Raw genomic sequence first — 18,143 nt, 5'->3', positions numbered from 1 at the left:
GAGTGAACATGCGAGCCTCGGGCGACATCCATCCTTCCCTTTCCGCCGACCTTCCAGCGGACGAGGTGGAGGTCCTGGCGCTGTTCGCCCGGGGCTACACGATCGAGCGGATCGCGCGGGCGCTGGGCATCTCCGAGCGCACCGTGCGGCGCCGTCTCCGGGCGGCCGCGGATGCGCTGGGAGCGGGGACGAGTGTGGAGGCGGTCGTGCGAGCCGTACGCACCGGCCTCATCTGAACTGATGTGATGGACATGAGAGAGACGAAGGAGGCCGCCGGATGCGAGTCGCGCTGATGGTCACGTGCATCAACGACGCGCTCTACCCGAGCACAGGTCAGGCCGTCGTACGCCTCCTGCGCCGGCTCGGGGTCGAGGTCGACTTCCCGCAGGCGCAGACGTGCTGCGGGCAGCCGATGGTCAACACCGGCTACCTGGACGAGGCGGTCCCGGTGGTGCGTACGTTCGTGGACGCCTTCGCCGGCTACGACGCGGTCGTGACGCCGTCCGGGTCGTGCGCGGGCTCGGCCCGGCACCAGCACTCGATCGTGGCCCGCCGCTCCGGCGACGAGGCCCTGGAGCGGGCCGTCGCGGAGATCGCCCCGAAGGTCTACGAGCTCTCCGAGTTCCTCGTCGACGTCCTCGGGGTGACGGACGTGGGCGCCTACTACCCGCACCGGGTGACCTACCACCCGACCTGTCACTCGCTGCGGATGCTGGGCGTGGGCGACCGGCCGCGACGGCTGCTGGAGTCGGTGCGGGGGATCAGGCTGGTCGACCTGCCCGGCGCCGACCAGTGCTGCGGGTTCGGCGGCACCTTCGCGGTCAAGAACGCCGACACCTCGATCGCGATGGGCGCCGACAAGGCCCGCCACATCCGCGAGACCGGCGCCGAGATCGTGGTCGCCGGTGACAACTCCTGCCTGACCCACATCGGCGGCGTGCTCTCCCGGCAGCGCTCGGGCGTACGCACCGTCCATCTCGCCGAGATCCTCGCCTCGACCGAGGGGGTGGCCCGATGACCGGCACGTTCGTCGGCATGCCGGCCTTCCCGGAGGCCGCGCGCGAGGCTCTCGCCGACTCCCAGCTGCGCCACAACCTCGCCCACGCGACCGGCACCATCCGGGCCAAGCGGGCCAAGGTCGTCGCCGAGGTGGAGGACTGGGAGGAGCTGCGCCTGGCCGGCGCCGCGGTCAAGGAGCGCGCGCTGCTCGACCTCGACACCCAGCTCGTACGCCTCGAGGAGACCCTCACCGCCAACGGCGCGACCGTCCACTGGGCCCGTGACGGCGACGAGGCCAACGCGATCGTCGCTGCGATCGCGAAGGCGCACGACGCCGAAGAGGTCGTCAAGGTCAAGTCGATGGTGACCCAGGAGATCGGGCTCAACGAGGCGCTCGCCGCGGAGGGCATCGCCGCCTGGGAGACCGACCTGGCCGAGCTGATCGTGCAGCTCGGCGACGACCTGCCGAGCCACATCCTGGTGCCGGCGATCCACCGCAACCGGGCCGAGATCCGCGAGATCTTCCGATCGAAGATGGGGGCCGCCGGCCGTCCGGCGCCCGCGGACCTCACCGACGAGCCGGCCGTTCTCGCCGCTGCCGCGCGGGAGCACCTGCGCGAGAAGTTCCTGCGAGCGAAGGTCGGTGTCTCGGGCGCCAACTTCGCGGTCGCCGAGACCGGCACTCTCGTCGTGGTGGAGTCGGAGGGCAATGGCCGGATGTGCCTGACCCTGCCCGACGTGCTGGTCTCCGTCGTCGGTATCGAGAAGGTCGTCTCCCGCTGGGACGACCTCGACCCGATGCTCAGGCTCCTGCCGAGGTCCTCGACCGGCGAGCGGATGAACCCCTACACCTCGACGTGGAGCGGGATCACCCCGGGTGACGGCCCGCAGGAGGTGCATGTCGTGCTCCTCGACAACGGCCGCACCCGTGCCTTGGCCGACGAGGTCGGCCGGCAGGCGCTGCGTTGCATCCGTTGCTCTGCCTGTCTCAACGTCTGCCCGGTCTACGAGCGCACCGGCGGCCATGCGTACGGCTCGGTCTACCCGGGTCCGATCGGAGCCATCCTCAACCCCCTGCTGAAGGGCGTCGGGCACGACGACCAGATCGACTCGCTGCCCTACGCCTCCTCGCTGTGCGGCGCCTGCTTCGAGGTCTGTCCGGTACGCATCGACATCCCCTCCGTCCTGGTCGACCAGCGCGCCCAGGTGGTCGATGCCCACCGAGGTGGCGTGCCGAAGCCGGAGGCCGTGGCGATGAAGGGTGCGGCATATGTCCTTGGGCGCTCGCGCCGCCTCTCCGCCGTCGAACGCTTCACCGGTCTCGGCATGCGCTTCGCGCGCCGTTTCGGACCCGCCGCCTGGATCGGCGCGCGTGACCTGCCCGACGCGCCGGCGGAGAGCTTCCGGGCCTGGTGGCTGCGCACGAACGGCGGCCGCACCGACGGCGGCCGAAAGAGAGATGGCATCGATGACTGACGCACGCACCGAGATCCTCGCCCGAGTCCGCGAGGCACTGGCCGGCTCGGCGGTCGAGCTCCCCGAGACGTCCGCTCCGCGGGACCTCGCGCCCGTCGCGACCCCCGAGGTCGTCGACCTCTTCGCCGAGCGCGTGGCCGACTACCGAGCCGTGGTCGAGCGCTGCGGAGCCGAGGAGCTCGTGGACCGCATCGCCGCCGCGCTCCCCGCCGGCCGGGTGGTCGTCCCGCCCGGCCTGTCGGTCCAGGTCCCCGGCGCCATCGTCGACGACGGCACCCTCACCGCCGCGGAGCTGGACCGGATCGCAGCGGTCGTCACCGAGGCGCGGGTCGGCATCGCCGAGACCGGCACGATGGTCCTCGACCACGCCCCCGACCAGGGCCGCCGAGCCATCTCGCTGGTCCCCGACACCCACATCTGCGTCGTCCGCGAGGACCAGGTGGTCCCCGACGTACCCGATGCCATCGGTGTTCTGGACCCCGCCCGCCCCCAGACCTGGATCAGCGGCCCGTCGGCCACCAGCGACATCGAGCTCGACCGCGTCGAAGGCGTCCACGGCCCCCGCACCCTTCACGTCCTGGTCGTCGCACCCCGAGATGTCACTTCCTGACGCCGAGAAGCCAGTTCTTGGCCGCGACGCGTCGGTTTCTGACGTCGAGGAGTCAATTTCTGCGCAGGAGGACCGCCACCAGAAATCGACCCCTCGCGCTCAATAATTGACGCTTCGGCGTCAGAAACCGACGTCTCGCCGGATTGACCGGATCCGGCCATGACCCTTCCCGATCGTGTGACGGTGGTCATAGTCTTCGGAGTGCTCTGAAACGTATCAATCCCGCTCCGGAGGACCCCCATGAAGCTCCGCCTGGCCGCGATCGTGATCAGCGTCCTCGTCGTCTCGGTCCCCGTCCCGGCCGTTGCTGTCGATGGCGCGGCGGCCACCCACCTGACCGTCTCGCAGCTGCCCTCGCCGCGCGACGTGGAGGACCTCAGCTCGCCGCTGCTCGCCTGGCACGTTCCCTTCGCCGAGCAGAGCGCCTACCGCGTACAGGTCGCCCGGATCAGCGAGGGAATCGGAGCCGCCGGGGTCTGGGACTCCGGTCGCGTCAGGTCCTCGGCGAGCACCAACGTGCCCTACGGCGGTCCGGCGCTCGAGCCCGAGCAGACCTACCAGTGGCGAGTACGCACCTGGGACGGCCGTGGAAAGGGCTCGGACTGGTCGAGCGTCTCCACCTTCACCACCGGTCCCGGTCAGGAGTGGGGCCAGGCCCAGCCCATCTGGCTCGCCCCTGCCCGCACGATCTCCTGGGGTGACGTCACCATCGACACCACCTTCCGGATCACGTCCCAGAATGCCACCATCGCCTTCCGAGCCGCGGACGCCAGCAACTACTACATGTGGCAGTTCCGCGGCGACGGGGTGAACACCTTCGCTCCCCACAAGCGCGTGGGCGGGACCTTCACCCAGCTCGACTCGGTGCCGCTGGCCGAGCCCCTCGTCCGCGACACCTCCTACCGGCTGCGCATCCAGGCAGAGGGAACCACCATCCGCACGTGGCTCGACGACACCCTCGTCGACACCCGCACCCTCACCGACTTCGCCGCCGGCTCGGTCGGCTTCCGCACGGGCGGGTCCGAGCGCAACGCGTGGGACGACCTGACCGTCACCTCCGCCTCGGGCGAGGTCCTCTACACCAACGACTTCTCCGCCAGCAGTGACTTCGCCTGCGGCGCCGCGGTGGGCGGCTGGCTCGAGGTCGGCACGAACGCCAACTGCGTCTACGGTGTCGAATCGCAGGACTGGGCCTTCCTCCGGCACGAGTTCACGCTGCCCGACAAGCCGATCGCCACCGCCACCCTCTATGCGACCGCATCCTCGACCGCGCCGGGCCGGCAGTACGTCTACAAGGCGTGGCTCAACGGGAAGTTCGTCGGCCTCGGACCGACGCAGCCGATCCGCGGCGAGGCACGATACGACGGCTTCGACGTGACCGACGCACTGCGACCGGGAGCCGACAATGCGATCGGGGTGCTCGGCTGGACGAGCAGCGACCGGCGCTTCCTCGGGCGGCTCGTCGTGGAGTACGCCGACGGCACCCGTGACGCGATCGTGAGCGGCCCCCAGTGGCGGAGTCGCTCCGGTGGTCTCGTCTTCCCCTCCGCGGGCAGCATCGGAACGTCGTTCTTCTCGGCGCCGAAGGAGAACCTGCAGTCGGCCCAGTGGCCCGAGGGCTTCGCCGAGCCGGGCTTCGACGACTCCGGCTGGAGCGACGCCGCGGTGCGCCCGGCCTTCAGTGACCTCCGCGCCGCCCCCACGGCCAAGGTGGAACAGCAGCTCAAGGCGCCGGTCAGCGTGGTGGAGAAGTCACCCGGCCACTACTTCATCGACTACGGCCGGACGTGGATCGGCGGTCTCGCTCTGGACGTCGAGGGCACGGCGGGACAGGTGCTCGACCTCCGGTTCGGCGAGGAGCTGTCCGCGCCCCAGACGGTGCGGTACGCCATGCGTACCGGCAACACGTACCAGGACAGGTGGACGCTGCGCGAAGGTGAGCAGCACCTGGAGACCTGGGGGATGCGCGTCTTCCGCTACGCCGAGGTCATCGGTGCACCCACCGGCCTGGGCGCCGACGACTTCCCGGCACTGGCGCAGATCTATCCCTTCGACACCGACGAGGCGGTCTTCGACTCGGCCGACGACGACCTCGACCGCGTGTGGGCGCTGTCGCGGAACACGATCGAGGCGACCAACCACGACCTCTACGTCGACTCCTGGAGCCGCGAGCGCGGTGCCTACGAGGCCGACAGCTACCTGCAGATGATGGCCAACTTCTTCGTCTCCAGCGACCCGACCCTGGGCAACTACTCCCTGGAATACCTGCTCACCCGCAGGACATGGCCGACCGAGTGGCCGATGTACACGATCCTGGCCTTCCACGACTCCTGGCAGCAGACCGGCGACACCGACGCCCTGGCCCGCAACTACACCGCCTTGCAGCAGAAGCTGCCGCTCAAGTGGGTCGAGCCGTCCACGGGACTCATCCGCAAGAACACCGGATCCAACGGCTCCAACTGCACCGACTGCGACATCGTCGACTGGCCGACATCGGAGCGCGACGGCTACGTCTTCCGCCCCTACAACACGGTCATCAACGCGATCGGCCACCGGTCGTTCCGCGACATGGCGGAGATCGCGACGGCGCTGGGCCACGAGGACGACGCGGCGACGTACACCGCGATCGCCGACCGACTCCGGGACGCGGCCAACGACAGGTTGTGGGACTCGGCCAAGGGTGCCTACCGAGACGGTCTCAACGCCGACGGCACCCCGATCCAGCACTGGGCGATCCAGGCGAGCGTCTTCGCCACGGCGTTCGGACTCGCAAGAGGTGAGGTCGCGCAGCGCGCCGCGGACTACATCGGAACCCGTGGCATGGCCTGCAGCGTCTACTGCGCCGCCTTCGTCCTCGAGGCCCTCTACGACGGTGACCGCGGAGACGTCGCGCACCAGCTCCTGACGAGCAACGGGCTCCGCAGCTGGCTCAACATGATCGCGAAGGGAGCCGGTGCCACCGCCGAGGCCTGGGACACCTCCCTGAAGCCCAACATGACGTGGTCGCACCCCTGGGCGGCCTCACCGGCCTACAACGTGCCCCAAGGCATGTTCGGCATCGAGCCCCTGATGCCTGGCTACGAGGAGTTCCGCGTCCGGCCACAGCCCGCCGGGGTCCCGTGGGCACACGTCACCCTGCCCACCCTCCGCGGCCGCATCGGCGCGGCGTACGCCACGACCGACCGCGGCATCGACGTCGGCGTGAGTGTCCCGGGCAACTCCCGGGCCGAGGTTCTCGTCCCGTCGCCGTCCGGGGAGCGGGTGTTCCTCGACGGGCGCCCGGTGCCCGCGACGCGTGAGGGCTCCTACCTGGTGATCCAGGACGTGCCCGCCGGCTGCCATGTCATCAGCACGAGCTCGGGTGAGAGCCCGGAGATCGAGCGGCTTCGCGCCGTCTGCTGAACCTGAAGGCTGTGCCCGGATCCGGCCACAGCAACGTATCAACTCGCTCGGAGGAACCCATGAAGCTCCGCCTGGCCGCGATCGTCACCAGCGCCCTGGTCGTCACCAGCCTCGCGGCGGCCGTGACACCGACCGGTGCCGCGTCCGCAAACACCGCGCCCGCCGCACCCGCCGGCCTGACCGTCGACGACATCGCCCGACCGCTCAACACCGACCTGACTCCACGGTTCGGCTGGCTGCCCCAGGACAGCGACGCCAACGAGGTGCAGAGCGCCTACAAGATCGAGGTACGCGACGCCGCCGGTGAGATCGTCTGGGACTCCCGCAAGGTCCCCTCCGCGCAGCAGTCCTACGTCGACTACGCCGGCGAGACCCTCGAGCCCGGCAGCCGCTACACCTGGCGGGTCATGACCTGGGACCGCCGCAAGCACCCCTCGCGTTGGTCGGCGAAGGCTGCCTTCGAGACCGGGCTCGGCGACGGCGACTGGGCCGGCGCGAGCTGGATCAGGCGACCACCGGGCACCGCGACCAACCCCGCCCAGGAGCGCGACGAGTGGACCCTGGCCCGCACCGAGGTCGAGGTGCCGGACGGCAGGATCGTCAGCGCCCGCAGCTATCTGGCGGCCAGCCACACCGCCGAGCTCTATCTCGGCGGCGAGCAGGCCGACCGGATGAGCAACTTCGGCTACCCGAGCGAGGGCTACTACCAGGCCGCGGACGTCACCGACCTGGTCACGCCCGGCGAGACCCTCGCCCTCGGCGTCAAGCTGCACTGGTTCAGCGGCGGTCAGGGCCGTGCTGCGGGAATCCCCGGCGTACTCCTGAAGCTCGAGCTCACCTACGCCGACGGTGAGACGACCACGATCGTCACCGACGGCTCCTGGAAGGTCCGCCGTGGTCCGTACGTCACCGTCGGCACCCGCAACGGCGAGGGCCTGTGGATCGAGCACCTCGACGGCCAGGCCGCCCAGCAGATCGGCGACTGGACCGCGCCCGGCTACGACGACTCCCAGTGGTCCGGCGCCGTGGTCGTCGGCGCGCACCCGGTGGCGCCGTTCACCCACCTGGAGGGCCAGCAGACCCGGCTCGAGGAGACCGTCGTCCACCCCGAGCGCATCCTCGAGGCCGCCGACGGCACTCCGGTCGCCGATTTCGGCAGGATCATCCCGGCCCGACCCGGTGTGCACTTCGACGACGGAGTGGCCGGGCGACAGGTTCCGATCCGGGCCGGCTACGAGCTCGCCGACACCGGCCGGGTCTCGACCACGGGCCTCTCGACGCAGAGCACCAACATGTCCTTCCCCTACACCCAGGCCGCCGGCGCGAAGGACTACCTGGCGGTCGGACATCTCGGCTTCCGCTACCTCGAGATCCCGGGCGCGGGGGAGGAGATCACCGCCGAGGACGTGACCGCGACCGTCGTCCACACCGCGTACGACGAGGACGGCGCCGCCACCTTCGAGAGCTCCGACGCCACCCTCGACGACGTGTGGGACCTGATGGACCGCTCGCTGCGCTACTCCGTCCAGGAGACCTTCGTCGACACCCCGACGCGCGAGCAGGGCCAGTTCCTGCACGACACCGCCAACATCTCGATCGGCCTGATGTCCTCCCAGCGCGAGCGGGTCGCCTCCCGCCAGGCGATCCGGGAGTTCCTGCTCAGCCAGGAGCGCTACTGGACCACCGGCAACGACGCCGGCCGCTACAACGCGGTCTACCCCAACGGCGACGGCAAGCGCGACATCCCCGACTTCACCGAGGTCGTCCCCGACTGGATCTGGCGCTACTACCTCGAGACCGGCGACAAGGCCGTCCTCGAGGACGCCTACGACAACCTCACCGCCACCGCCGGCTACATCCGCCGCCACATCGCCACCAGCGGCCCGACCCAGGGTCTGGTCACCAACCTGTCCGGCGGCTCCGGCCAGTACCTGTACGGCATCGTCGACTGGCCCGCCCACGGCCGCTTCGGCTACGACATGACCACCGCCGCCAGGACCACGGTCAACGCGCTCGGCGTCGACGTGCTCCGCAAGGTCGCGCTGATCGGTGAGGAGCTGGACCGCCCCGACGCCGAGGTCGCCGCGCTCCGCTCGGACGCCGACGCTCTCGCGACGCGGATGAACCAGATGCTGCGCAAGGCCGACGGGACCTACGTCGACGGCCTGCTCGCCGACGGCACCCAGTCCGCCCACGCCGGACAGCACGCGACCTCGTACGCCATCGCCTTCGGTGTCGCACCGCAGCAAGACGTGCCCGCGCTCGGTGAGCAGATCGCCGCCCAGGGGATGAAGCAGGGCCCGATGACCGCCCACGTGCTGCTCGAGGCCCTCGCCGACGCGGGTGCCGGCGAGAGTGTCTTGAACCTGCTGACCAACGAGGACGACTACGGCTGGGCCGGCTGGCTCGCCGACGGCGGCACCTTCACCCCCGAGGCCTGGGAGCTGAGCGGCTCGGCCAACAGCGCCTCCCACGGCTGGGGCTCGCGCGGCATCGTCGACGTCACCGAGTCGGTGCTCGGCATCCGCACCACCGCCCCGGGCGCCGCAGAGGTCGAGCTCACCGTGCCGGCCACCGGCCTCACCCACGCCAAGGGCTCCGTGGCCACCCAGCGCGGCCGCGTCTCCTCCGCCTGGACCCGCACCGCCGACGGTGTCACCCTCCGCGCCACGATCCCGGTCAACGTCACCGCGGTCGTACGCCTCCCCGAAGGCTCCTACCTGGCGACCGGCCCCGGCCGGACCGTCCCGGAGCGCCTCGGGACCGAGAACGGCATCACCTCCTACCGGATCGGCTCCGGTGCCTGGACCTTCAAGAAAGGGGCATGACCGGGTGCCGTGACTCCGCTAACCTGCCGCAGTGCGCCGAATCGCTGTGCTCGCCGCAGGTCTCCTGGTCGGGTCGACCATGGCCGCCTGCGGCACGACCGAGCCGCGCGAGACGGCCTGGCCCGACGGGCTGACGGCCTACCTCGACCAGACCCGGCTCCAGCGCAACACCGGTGAGGCGTTCGTACGCCTCGTCAACGACACCGGCTCCTCGATCGAGGTCTCGCATCTCGAGGTGAGCAGCGACCGGTTCCGGGCCCGATGGACGGGCTCGGAACCGGTCGACCCGGAGATGGACTTCGACTTCGACATGCCCCGCGGGAAGTGCGGCGAGGGCGGCGACGCCGACCTGACCCTCACCTGGCGTGAGGCCGGTGATGAGGCGGGGGAGTGGCGCACCAGCACCGGCAAGGCCGAGGACAGGTACGCCAACGTCGACCGCCTCCTCGACCGCGACTGCGCCGAGCGCACCCTGACCGAGGCCGCCGACATCACCGTCGGCGAGCCCCGGGTCGAGGGCGAGGGCAAGCAGAGCGTCTTCGTCCTCCCGGTCACGTTCGCCCCGACCGAGGCCCTCCCGGACGTCACCTTCGACGGCTGGGAGGGCACGGTGCTCTTCCAGCTCGCGACCGAGACACCGACCTGGCCGCGAGCAACCCCGTTTCCGATGACGGGCGAGCCGACCACGCTGGAGCTGCGGGTCCTGCCCGCCCGGTGCGACCCGCATGCCCTCGCCGACGACAAGGTCGGCAGCCTCTTCCGGGTCCACGTCGGTGGCCCCGAGGTCCCCGACGGCGCCAGCTACTTCCTCCCGCTCAGCAAGGCGCAGAAGACCGCCCTCTACGACTTCCTGCCCGGCTACTGCGGCTGGGAGTGAGGCTCAGCCGAAGAGCGGCCCGAGCGCGGCCCGGGCGAGCAGGAACCCGACGATGCCCACGGCCCACGCCGTCGCGCTCGCGGCGTGCTTGACCAGCCAACCGTCGAGAAGGGCCAGCGGGCGCGCCACCAGGGGAGCGGCGAAGACGCGCGCGGCGGTGAGCAGGAGCGCCGGAACGATCATCACGATGCAGTAGCCGAGCACCCACAGCCCCGACACCGGCCAGTCCGGCCCCTGCGTCCCGATCACCCCGATCGCGGCCAGGTAGGGGAGCATCGAGGCAGCCTCGACCAGCCCGGCGAGCACCGCCAGCGCGGCGAGCGCCGAGGCCGACCCGGACTCCGAGGCGACCGCCCGCTCACGCCATCTCAGCAGGCGTCCCGACGGCTCGGACGCATCGGTCCGCTCCTTCCCCGACCCGGGCGGGTCCAGCTTGAAGCTCAGAGCGAACAGGCCGACGCCCACGAACAGCTGCCCCCATAGGAAGGGGCGCGAGTCGCTCACCCCCGCGAGCGTGTCTGCGACCGCGGAGCCACCCAGCAGGATCCCGATGCCGAGCAGCGCGTAGAAGCCTGCGAGTGCACCCAGATAGACCAGGATCCGTCCGGGCCGAACCCGGCCGGGCGCCATCAGCAGCCACACCGGGATCAGCAGGGTGCCGAAGCTGGTCGAGTCGATCAGCGCCAGCACCGCCAGTGCGACGTAGGTCGCGGTGCCGCCGAGGTCGCCGGTGAGTGGGCCGAGGTCGATGTCCATGCCCCGAGGCTCGCGTGCGGCCGACCTCGCGCGCGTCGGCCGAAACGGTGATCCTTCGGCGCGGGGATACATCCTTCGGATGACCCGGGCAGACGGCGTACGTGCTGAGATGGTGTCGTGGACCGCCCGACCCTGCTGCAGCAGCTGCCCGCGGCGCTTCTCGGCGGTGGCACGAGCCTGCGCGCCGCGGACCGCCGGCTGGCCTGGCTCGACGCCGTGGTCGTCCTCGCCGCCGGCCTCGCGCTGCACGCACTCGGTCAGGTCGGGGGCGTGCGCGGCCTGCACCCGTTCGGCATCGACCTGGACGATGTGCCGAGCTGGTGGCATCTCGTCCCGCTCACCCTCGCGGCAGGTGCGCTCGTGCTCAAACGGCGCCGGCCGCTCGCGGTGCAGACCGTCGTCGCCCTCTGCTTCGGGGCAGATCTGCTGATCGGAGGCAGCATCGCGATGGTGGTGGTGCTCTGGGACGCGCTCTTCGCCGGCCAGCTGCACGGATCGCCGCTGGCGCGACGCATCGCCACCGTCGCCGTCGCGGTGGCCATCGCTGCCGCGGTCGTCGCCTCCGCCGCGGCCACCTCCGACCCACGCACCCCCGTCGTGCTCGCGCTCACCCTCTTCGCGATCGTCGTCACCCCGATGTGGTGGGGCAGCAACGTACGTCAGGGCAGCGAGCTCGCCGATGCGGCCGACGACCGGGCCCGGCTCGAGCGGGAACGCAGCGCCGCGCTGCTGCGCCTGGCCGACGCCGAGCGGCACGACGCGGTCCGGGCCGAGCGCTCCGCGGTGGCCCGGGACCTGCACGACGTCGTCGCCTCCCACCTGTCCGCCATCGCGCTGACCTCGGGGGCGGCGCTGGCGGGTGAGCACGACCCGGAACGCGACCGGGCAGCGCTGCGGTTGGTGCGGGCCGAGAGCCTGGCCTCGCTCGATGACATGCGCGCGATGATCCGAGTCCTGCGCTCCGACGGCGATCCCGGCGACGCCGAGGACCTCACCGCCGCCTCCCGCGCCGCCAACCTCGGCCCCGTCCTGGAGCAGGCGCGACTGGCTGGCCTGCCGCTGCGGGTCGACGACCCCGGCCGCCTTCTCGACGGTGCCGACCTCGCGCTGCCGGTCGCGGTCGACCACGCCGTCTACCGGATCGTCCGCGAGTCCCTGACCAACGTGCTCAAGCACGGCGGCGGCACCACTCATCTGCGTCTGATCCCCGGCGACACCCTCGAGATCGAGGTAACCGATGCCGGCGCCGCGAAGGAGCCCGCGGCCGAGGCCGGCACCGGCACCGGGCTGGTGTCGATGCGCGAACGCGCCGAAGCCCTCGGCGGCACGTTCGAGGCCGGCCCCGACGGCACCGGCTGGCGAGTCCGGTCGATCCTGCCGCTCCCGGGGGCGAGCGCATGATCCGGGTCCTGCTCGCCGACGACCACGCCGCCATCCGCGCCGGCCTGCGGATGCTGCTGGCCACTGCCGGCGACATCGAGGTGGTGGGGGAGGCCGCCGACGGCGCGACCGCGGTCGCCAACGCGCGGGCTCTGCGCCCCGACGTCGTCCTGATGGACGTACGTATGCCCGGCACCGACGGCGTGACCGCGACCCGCCAGGTCGTGGAGGAGGGGCTCGCCGATGTACTCGTGCTCACCACCTTCGACCTGGACGAGTACGTCTTCGGTGCCCTCCGAGCCGGCGCGGCCGGGTTCCTGCTCAAGTCGGCGGAGGCGAACGACCTGGTCGACGCGGTCCGGCACGTCGCCGCGGGCGACGGCGTGGTCGCCCCGGAGGTGACCCGCCGGGTGCTCGCCGAGCTCGCCGGCGCGCCCGACCGATCCGGCCCGGCGGCACCGCCCGCCGCGCGGCTTCCCGCAGATCTCACGCCCCGGGAGAGGGACGTGCTCGCGGCTCTGGGGGAGGGCCTGTCCAACGCCGAGATCGCCCAGCGGCTGGTGATCTCCGAGGCGACCACGAAGACCCATGTCTCCCGCGTCCTAGCCAAGCTCGGGGTCGCCTCGCGGGTCCAGGCGGCGATCGTGGCCCGGGAGGCGGGCATCGTCTGAGGACGCGCTCACACCTCAGAGTTCACCGGTTCGTGACCTTCGGAGCCCCTATCCGGACGCGCCAGGTAGCAGAATTACCAACCGTCCGTAACGCACACACTGGAGGATTCATGTCCGGGAAGAACCGCTCCGTGCTCACGATGATCAAGCTGCTCCTCGCAGGTCTCGTCGCCACCACCAGCCTGCTCGGTGGGAGCGTCGCGCTGGCCCCTGCCGCCCAGGCCGACTGGATCGAGAGCTGCACTCACAAGGGCTGTGCCGAGGCCCTCGACTCCAACGAGGTCTGGGCCTCGCTGGGCTACCCGTCCAACCGTGGCTGGCACGACTGGCCGCCGACCGGCACCTGCAACTTCTCCGGTGGCACCTACAACAACTACGAGGGCGAGCTGCCCTCTGGCCACTCCTACCTCGAGTTCGACGTGACCCCGCGTGAATGCGGTGCGCAGCGCCAGTCCTACCGGCTCGTGGTCGACACCACAACGGGTGATGTCTACTTCACACCCGACCACTACAGCACCTTCTACTTCCTGGTCTGAGTGTTCCCGCAACGGGCCTCTGACCTGGGCAGACAGGGCATCGCCGGCCCAGGCCAGAGGCCCGTCGCCATCTCAGGAGCAACCTGAGACCCCGCTGAAACGTCCTGGACACGGAGCCGACGATCGCGTCGGGCCTGGGAGCCCGCCGTACTCTAGGAACGTTTGTGACCGCGGGAGGGGACAACTTGAGCTGGCAGGGCAATCCGCCTTACACACCCACGCCGAAGCCGAAGAAGAAGCGGGGAAGGAAGGTCCTGAAGGCCTTCTTCATCGTGATTCTGGTGGGCGCGCTGATCGGCACCATGGGTGTGATCGTGGCCTACAACGCCATCCCGATCCCCAGCGCCAACGCCGCCTACGAGAAGGAGACCTCCTTCGTCTACTACCGCGGCGGCAAGGACGAGCTCGGGCGTTACATCGCCGACTCCCAGGACCGCGACTCGCTGCCCTATGACGAGATCCCGCAGCTGATGAAGGACGCCGCGGTCGCCGCGGAGGACCGCACCTTCTGGACCAACAGCGGCATCGACATCAAGGGCATCCTGCGCGCGGTGGTCAACAACAACACCGGCGGCACCCAGTCCGGCGCCTCGACGATCACCCAGCAGTACGTCAAGAACCTCTACCTCACCCAGGAGCGCACCTACTCCCGCAAGGTCAAGGAAGCGGTCATCTCGCTGAAGATCAGCCGGCAGAAGTCCAAGGAGGACATCCTCGCCGGCTACCTCAACACCATCTACTTCGGCCGCGGCGCCTACGGCGTCGAGGCCGCGTCGAACGCCTACTTCGACAAGCCGGCCGCGAAGCTCACCCTCCAGGAGGCCGCCGCACTCGCCGCGATCCTCAACGACCCCAACGACCTCGACCCGAGCAACGGTGAGGAGGCGGTCGCCGAGCTCGACGGCCGCTACCGCTACGTCATCAACTCGATGGTCAAGCTGGACATGGTCGACGCCGCCGAGGGCGAGAAGGCCAAGGCATCGCTGCCGAAGTTCAAGAAGCCGCGCTCCGACAGCCGCTACGGCGGCCAGAAGGGTCACGCGCTCAAGCTGGTCCGCGACGAGCTCCTCAAGCTCAAGGACGAGCAGGGCAACCCGCTGGTCACCGAGGACGAGATCAACGGCGGCGGGCTCCGCATCACCACCACGCTGACCAAGAAGACGATGCGGACCGCGGAGCAGGCGGTCAACGACGTACGTCCGGACGACAAGAAGGCCTATATCGAGGGCGACGTCGCCGACGAGCTCCACGTCGGCGCGGCGACGGTCGACGTCAAGACCGGTGCCCTGCGCGGCTTCTACGGTGGCCAGGACTATCTGGACTCCCAGATCAACTGGGCCTCGAGCAGCTCCACCATGGCCGGGTCGACGATGAAGGCGTTCACGATGGCTGCGGCCCTGAAGGCCGGCTACTCGCTCAAGGACAGCTGGGACGGCAACTCTCCCAAGGACTTCAACGGCCTGCCTGTCCGCAACTCCGGGCAGAGCGCCGCCGATCCGAGCGGCCACAGCTACGGCTCCGTCAGCAGCCTCACCGCGATGGAGAAGTCGATCAACACCGCCTTCGTCGAGATGTCCGACTCGCTGCCCAACGGAAGCAAAGACGTCTACGACATGGCCGTACGCTCCGGCATCCCGCGCGGCGATCGCAGCGACCCCGCCTACCCGGGCATCCCGATGAAGTCGGGTGGCGACATGCAGCCCGACAACTTCCTGCTCACGCTGGGCAACTCGACGGTCAGCCCGATCAACATGGCCAACTCCTACGCCACGATCGCCAACGGGGGAGTGCACAACGACGTCTACGTCGTCTCCAAGGTGGTCGACGCCGACGGCACCGTCCTCTACGAGCACGACGACACCGAGGGCAGCAAGCGGGCGATGGACGAGGACGTCGCCGCCGACACCTCCTACTCACTCCAGCAGGTCGTCTCCAGCGGCACCGGCCAGGCCGCCAGCGCGGTGGTCCAGCCGGCCGCGGGCAAGACCGGCACCGCGACCAACGACAAGGACGAGGTCTCCTCGGCCTGGTTCGTCGGCTACACCCCGCAGCTCTCCACCGCCGTCGCCTACAGCCGGGGGCAGGGCAGCGGCGCCCTCGACGGCTGGCTCGACACCTTCTTCGGCGCCGACTACCCGGCCGACACCTGGGTCGAGATCATGGGTGAGCTGACCGACGAGCTCGACTACGAGGAGTTCCCGCCGCCGGCCTGGCTCGACGGGGAAGCCCCGGAGTCCGGCCACGCGCCGTACGTCCCGCCGAGCCCCGACCCCGAGCCGACCAAGGAGCCGGAGCCGTCGAACACCCCGTCGCCGTCCCAGACGCCCACGCCGACGCCCACGCCGACACCCACCCCGACTCCGACGCCGACCCCGACGCCGACCAAGACCCCCGGTCCTCCGGACCCCGACCCGGACGACCCCTCGACCGAGCCCGGGCCCATCTGAGGCGGATCCGGTCCGAACAGATGACGTGTCAACGCTTGGCGGGGGGCCTCAGTTCCCACGACCTTGCCCGACACGGTTAGATAGAGCCCGTGTCTGTGATCGCCCCCGTCGACGTCCACGATGACACCGCTCTGAAGGCTTGGTACGCCGTGGAGGCGGCATCGATGGCCTTCGATCGACCCTACGCGTCGCATCGCACGTTCGAGGCGCTCGCCAACTCTGTGCGCATGCCGCACGACCATGGCCGCCGGGTACTCCTCGCCGCGAAGGAGCAGGGCGAGACGATCGGCATCGCCGAGCTCGACCTCCCGGAGGAGGAACGGAGCCACGTCGTCGAGCTCGGCATCCACGTCCTCCCCGTGCACCGCTGGCGTGGGGTCGGCACCGAGCTGTGGCGAGCCGCCGATGACGTACGCCGCACCAGCGGCCGCACCCTGACGACCGCCGAGGTGACCATCCCCCCGAAGTCGTCCCTTGCCTTCGCGCGAGCCCTCGGCTTCAAGTCCGTACGCCGCGAGGACCACCTCGCCGCCGACCTCCCGCTGCCCCACAAGCCCTTCAACGTGCTCGGCTACGAGATCCTGATGTGGGAGGACCGGACGCCGGAGAACCTGCTCGCCCAGTTCGTAGGCCTGCGCAACCAGATGGGCAAGGAGATGCCGGGCAAGACCGAGCAGGATCTGGTCGCCCACACCGCCGACCGCATCCGCTCGGCCGAGAAGAGCACCGCCCGCTCCTACGACCGCATCACCGCCGCCGCCCGCGAGATCCTCACCGGCGAGCTCGTCGGCTACTCGGTCATCTTCCTCGCCCACGGCAGCGACGAGGCCATCCAGGACGACACCTTCGTCAAGTCCGCCCACCGCGGCCACAAGCTGGGCCTCGCCCTCAAGGTCGCCACCCTCGCCGCCGTCCAGCGCGACCACCCCGAGCGCACCAGCATCCACACCTGGACCGACCCGTCCAACGACGTGATGCAGCGCATCAACAGGCAGTTCGGCTTCCGCAAGATCGAGCTCATGCACGAGGTCCAGCGCACCGATCGTTGGTAGGCCGTGCGGGGCTCGAACCCGCGACCCAAGGATTATGAGTCCTCTGCTCTAACCGACTGAGCTAACGGCCCGCGCAGATCCTAGCGGGCGCGGTGTCGATACCACGCAGGCGCCAGTCGGCATCCCTTGCGGCGACCCATTTTGGAAAAGGACTCTTGTTTCAAAGCAGCAATCGTGTTCCAATTCGGGTGCCCACCGTCACATTCCGGCGTCCGGGAGGGATCCCCATGAAGAAACTCGTCGCTTGTCTAGGAACTGCGCTCGTCACGGTTCTGACCAGTCTGGCGTTGGCCGCGCCGGCCACTGCCGCGCCCACGTCGGGCATCAACGACTGGACCTGCCAGCCCAGCGCCACACATCCGGAGCCGGTCGTGCTGTGGCACGGCCTGGGCAGCAGCGGCGACGTCGGGATGGCGCTGCTCTCTCAGCACCTCAAGGGCAAGGGCTACTGCGTCTACTACAAGACCTACGGCACCACCCACTGGGGCCCGTTCACCGGCGGGCTCGCCTCGATGCGTGAGAGCGCGGGCGAGCTCGACGCGTTCGTGGAGAAGGTGCGAGCCTCGACGGGGGCGGCGAAGGTCAGCATCGCCGGGCACTCGGAGGGAACGACCGTGCCGGCGTATTACCTGAAGTTCCTCGGCGGCGACCAGGTGGTCAAGCACTTCGTCGGCTTCGGCTCGAACTTCAAGGGAACCAGCCTGCAGGGTCTCCAGGAGCTCGCCGATCTGCTCGGCTTCCGTCCGATCCTGGAGGCCGGCGGCTGCACGGCCTGCAACGAGTTCGCGCCGAGCTCGGAGTTCATGAAAGACCTCAACGAAGGCGGCGTGAGCGTCCCCGGACCCAGCTACACCAGCATCGTCACCAAGTACGACGAGGTCGTCACGCCCTACACCAGCGGCATCCTCGCCCCGGCGAGCAACGTGAAGAACGTCGTCCTCCAGGACGTCTGCGCGCTCGACTTCAGCGGCCATGTGGGCCTGGCCTGGGATCCGAACGTGTTCGCGCTGGTGGCCAACGCGCTCGACCCGGCCAACGCCAAGCCGGTGAGCTGCGTACCGGTGCCCTGGCTGTCCTGAGCACGCCGAGGAGCGTGCTCTAACCTCGGT

The 18,143-nt window shown here is 70.1% G+C and carries 14 protein-coding genes and 1 tRNA gene; 13 read left to right on the top strand and 2 right to left on the bottom strand.

Annotation, left to right across the window (positions count from 1 at the left end):
* Positions 1-8: 8 nt before the first annotated feature.
* The 7 genes from ACFX43_RS23440 (at position 9) to ACFX43_RS23410 (ending at position 10,192) form a co-directional block, all read left to right on the top strand.
* Complete coding sequence (locus ACFX43_RS23440) at positions 9-236, top strand: helix-turn-helix domain-containing protein (protein WP_378835954.1); 228 nt, start codon at positions 9-11, stop codon at positions 234-236.
* 41 nt (positions 237-277) lie between these two features.
* On the top strand, positions 278-1,018 hold the full coding sequence (locus ACFX43_RS23435) for a (Fe-S)-binding protein (protein ID WP_378835948.1): 741 nt from the start codon (positions 278-280) through the stop codon (positions 1,016-1,018).
* Positions 1,015-2,475: a lactate utilization protein B gene (locus ACFX43_RS23430; RefSeq protein WP_378835945.1), complete on the top strand. Its 1,461-nt coding sequence runs from the start codon at positions 1,015-1,017 to the stop codon at positions 2,473-2,475. Before ACFX43_RS23435 ends, ACFX43_RS23430 begins: the two co-directional genes overlap by 4 nt.
* Complete coding sequence (locus ACFX43_RS23425) at positions 2,468-3,085, top strand: lactate utilization protein C (protein ID WP_378835941.1); 618 nt, start codon at positions 2,468-2,470, stop codon at positions 3,083-3,085. The genes ACFX43_RS23430 and ACFX43_RS23425 overlap by 8 nt, the downstream gene beginning before the upstream one ends.
* Before the next feature lie 240 nt (positions 3,086-3,325).
* On the top strand, positions 3,326-6,487 hold the full coding sequence (locus ACFX43_RS23420) for a family 78 glycoside hydrolase catalytic domain (RefSeq protein ID WP_378835938.1): 3,162 nt from the start codon (positions 3,326-3,328) through the stop codon (positions 6,485-6,487).
* 59 nt (positions 6,488-6,546) lie between these two features.
* The gene (locus tag ACFX43_RS23415) at positions 6,547-9,315 is read left to right on the top strand and encodes a family 78 glycoside hydrolase catalytic domain (RefSeq protein ID WP_378835933.1); all 2,769 of its coding nucleotides are present in this window, start codon (positions 6,547-6,549) and stop codon (positions 9,313-9,315) included.
* A 31-nt stretch (positions 9,316-9,346) separates the two neighbouring features.
* On the top strand, positions 9,347-10,192 hold the full coding sequence (locus tag ACFX43_RS23410; RefSeq protein ID WP_378835927.1) for a hypothetical protein: 846 nt from the start codon (positions 9,347-9,349) through the stop codon (positions 10,190-10,192).
* A 3-nt stretch (positions 10,193-10,195) separates the two neighbouring features.
* On the opposite strand, the gene ACFX43_RS23405 is transcribed toward ACFX43_RS23410, so the two are convergent.
* Positions 10,196-10,948 carry a GAP family protein gene (locus ACFX43_RS23405; protein ID WP_378835924.1) on the bottom strand — a complete coding sequence of 251 codons (753 nt, stop codon included), beginning with the start codon at positions 10,946-10,948 and terminating at the stop codon, positions 10,196-10,198.
* Between the two features lie 117 nt (positions 10,949-11,065).
* Between ACFX43_RS23405 and ACFX43_RS23400 the strand changes: the two genes are divergently transcribed.
* From ACFX43_RS23400 to ACFX43_RS23380, 5 genes are all read left to right on the top strand, one after another.
* Entirely contained in the window at positions 11,066-12,349 is a 1,284-nt protein-coding gene (locus ACFX43_RS23400; protein WP_378835917.1) for a sensor histidine kinase, read from the top strand.
* Entirely contained in the window at positions 12,346-12,999 is a 654-nt protein-coding gene (locus tag ACFX43_RS23395; protein ID WP_378835909.1) for a response regulator, read from the top strand. The genes ACFX43_RS23400 and ACFX43_RS23395 overlap by 4 nt, the downstream gene beginning before the upstream one ends.
* A 110-nt stretch (positions 13,000-13,109) precedes the next feature.
* The gene (locus ACFX43_RS23390; RefSeq protein ID WP_160028510.1) at positions 13,110-13,535 is read left to right on the top strand and encodes a ribonuclease domain-containing protein; all 426 of its coding nucleotides are present in this window, start codon (positions 13,110-13,112) and stop codon (positions 13,533-13,535) included.
* A 185-nt stretch (positions 13,536-13,720) separates the two neighbouring features.
* Positions 13,721-15,982 (top strand): transglycosylase domain-containing protein, encoded by a 2,262-nt coding sequence (locus ACFX43_RS23385; protein WP_378835904.1) that lies wholly within the window; start codon positions 13,721-13,723, stop codon positions 15,980-15,982.
* An 89-nt stretch (positions 15,983-16,071) separates the two neighbouring features.
* On the top strand, positions 16,072-17,034 hold the full coding sequence (locus ACFX43_RS23380; protein ID WP_378835900.1) for a GNAT family N-acetyltransferase: 963 nt from the start codon (positions 16,072-16,074) through the stop codon (positions 17,032-17,034).
* Here ACFX43_RS23380 and ACFX43_RS23375 read toward each other — a convergent pair.
* Positions 17,029-17,105, bottom strand: a tRNA-Ile gene (locus tag ACFX43_RS23375). The two genes, ACFX43_RS23380 and ACFX43_RS23375, sit on opposite strands and share 6 nt — an antisense overlap.
* A 156-nt stretch (positions 17,106-17,261) precedes the next feature.
* On the opposite strand from ACFX43_RS23375, the gene ACFX43_RS23370 reads away from it, so the two are divergent.
* Positions 17,262-18,113, top strand: a complete 852-nt coding sequence (locus tag ACFX43_RS23370; RefSeq protein WP_378835894.1) for an esterase/lipase family protein — start codon at positions 17,262-17,264, stop codon at positions 18,111-18,113.
* The last annotated feature ends 30 nt before the right edge of the window (positions 18,114-18,143 follow it).

Source organism: Nocardioides sp. YIM B13467 (assembly GCF_042788075.1).
Lineage (GTDB): Bacteria > Actinomycetota > Actinomycetes > Propionibacteriales > Nocardioidaceae > Nocardioides.
This window is presented reverse-complemented; position numbering and strand designations above follow the sequence as displayed.

Excerpts from the sequence above, each read along its gene's own strand:
- ACFX43_RS23440 (WP_378835954.1), top strand. The coding sequence starts at position 9 with ATGCGAGCCTCGGGCGACATCCATCCTTCCCTTTCCGCCGACCTTCCA.
- ACFX43_RS23435 (WP_378835948.1), top strand. The coding sequence starts at position 278 with ATGCGAGTCGCGCTGATGGTCACGTGCATCAACGACGCGCTCTACCCG.
- ACFX43_RS23430 (WP_378835945.1), top strand. The coding sequence starts at position 1,015 with ATGACCGGCACGTTCGTCGGCATGCCGGCCTTCCCGGAGGCCGCGCGC.
- ACFX43_RS23425 (WP_378835941.1), top strand. The coding sequence starts at position 2,468 with ATGACTGACGCACGCACCGAGATCCTCGCCCGAGTCCGCGAGGCACTG.
- ACFX43_RS23420 (WP_378835938.1), top strand. The coding sequence starts at position 3,326 with ATGAAGCTCCGCCTGGCCGCGATCGTGATCAGCGTCCTCGTCGTCTCG.
- ACFX43_RS23415 (WP_378835933.1), top strand. The coding sequence starts at position 6,547 with ATGAAGCTCCGCCTGGCCGCGATCGTCACCAGCGCCCTGGTCGTCACC.
- ACFX43_RS23405 (WP_378835924.1), bottom strand. The coding sequence starts at position 10,948 with ATGGACATCGACCTCGGCCCACTCACCGGCGACCTCGGCGGCACCGCG.
- ACFX43_RS23395 (WP_378835909.1), top strand. The coding sequence starts at position 12,346 with ATGATCCGGGTCCTGCTCGCCGACGACCACGCCGCCATCCGCGCCGGC.
- ACFX43_RS23390 (WP_160028510.1), top strand. The coding sequence starts at position 13,110 with ATGTCCGGGAAGAACCGCTCCGTGCTCACGATGATCAAGCTGCTCCTC.
- ACFX43_RS23370 (WP_378835894.1), top strand. The coding sequence starts at position 17,262 with ATGAAGAAACTCGTCGCTTGTCTAGGAACTGCGCTCGTCACGGTTCTG.